This is a genomic window from Streptomyces sp. NPDC057543 (assembly GCF_042801895.1).
Lineage (GTDB): Bacteria > Actinomycetota > Actinomycetes > Streptomycetales > Streptomycetaceae > Streptomyces.
Window position 1 is genome coordinate 1 of the sequence record NZ_JBHVFF010000580.1, and the last position, 1462, is coordinate 1462.

2 protein-coding genes are annotated in these 1462 nt (G+C 70.5%); both read right to left on the reverse strand.

Translation table 11 applies throughout. The features are described from left to right. Positions 1 to 42 precede the first annotated feature (42 nt). Entirely contained in the window at positions 43 to 786 is a 744-nt protein-coding gene (locus tag ACFU8Q_RS41425; RefSeq protein WP_384465371.1) for a Clp protease N-terminal domain-containing protein, read from the reverse strand. 104 nt (positions 787 to 890) lie between these two features. Next, on the reverse strand, positions 891 to 1462 hold a 572-nt coding region (locus ACFU8Q_RS41430; protein WP_384465374.1), incomplete at its 5' end, for a hypothetical protein.

Genomic DNA, 1462 nt, shown 5'->3' on the forward strand with positions numbered 1-1462 from the left:
GCCCCACCTCCCGCACGGCTCAGCCCGGACGGACCGCGCCGGTCATGCCTGCTTCTTCGAGCCGGCGATGAGGGTGACGGCCTCGGCGATCGCTGTCTCGGCCGTCGCCTTGTCGATGCCGAGACCCGTCAGCACGCCGGCACCGTCCTCCTGTTCCAGCAGGGCGAGCACGATGTGCTCGGTGCCGACGTAGTTGTGGCCCATCCGCAGGGCCTCGCGGAACGTGAGCTCCAGAGCCTTGCGGGCCCCCGCGTCGTACGGGACGAGTTCGGGCAGCTCGCCCTCCACGGCCGGCGGCAGCGACTCGGCCGCGGCCTGGCGAACGGCCTCCAGCGTGACTCCCTGGGCCTTGATGAACGCGGGGCCCAGTGCCTCCGGCTCGCTGAGCAGCCCGAGCACCAGATGTCCGGTGCTCACCTCGTTGTTCCGCGCCGCGTGAGCCTCGTTCTGCGCGGCCATCACGACGTTCCTGGCCCGTTCCGTGAACCGGCTGAATCCCTGGCTGGGGTCGAGGTCGGACAGTTCGCCGGGGTCCTTGGCGACGAACCGCTTCTGCGCCGCCTGCCGGGTCACCCCCATGCTCTTGCCGATGTCGGACCAGGAGGCGCCCGAGCGCCGGGCCTGGTCCACGAAGTGCCCGATCAGATGGTCGGCCACATCCCCGAGGTGGTCCGCGGCGATGACCGCGTCGGAGAGCTGGTCGAGTGCGTCGGTGTGAACCTTCTTGATGGCCTCGATCAGCTCGTCGAGGCGCACAGGATGGGTCATTCGTACGGGATTCTCCATGTGGCAACCCTAGGTTGACAGTAGAGGCGTGTCAACCTTCGGTTGACAGTGGGTGGCCGACGGGAAATCCGGCCCCCGCATGCGGCTCGTGCGCGCCCGCGGGATCAACGGCCCGAGGTACAGAAGACGCATCCGTCCCAGTGCGCCGGCGCGCACAGCACGCGGTGGCGGACGCACGAGGCCATGGCGGCCTCCTCGGCATCGGGGAAGGGAGTGCCGCCGCGACCCCGCCCGGCGTGGGCGGGGTCGAATGCCTCGACCATGGCGCGGTACTGCCGCAAGTACCTCTCGGCGAACGGCGGCTCGTACCCCAGTTCGTCCCAGCGGTGCCTGCTCAGGGCGAGATCGAGCACCCGCAGGACGAAGGCCTTCGCCGCGTCCCGCTCGTGCGGGCAGCGGCCCCAGTCGATGTCTTCCAGATCGAACCCGACCGCTCCGCGCCCCAGGACGTTCTGGTCCTGCAAGGTCAGCAGGGTGGCGAACCGGTGGTCCCAGTCGCCGGCGGCGAGTCCGGACACGGCGAGCATCAGCACATCGACGAAGACGTCCGTGCCCCCGTTGGACAGGGACAGGCTGCGGCCCCCGCCTTCGAACGTGTTGCCCATACCGGCACCGTAGCGGGCGGACCGGGACCGGCCGGCCGCCGGGAACGACGCAGCGCGCCCCCGACGGAGAC

Excerpts from the sequence above, each read along its gene's own strand:
- ACFU8Q_RS41425 (WP_384465371.1), bottom strand. The coding sequence starts at position 786 with ATGGAGAATCCCGTACGAATGACCCATCCTGTGCGCCTCGACGAGCTG.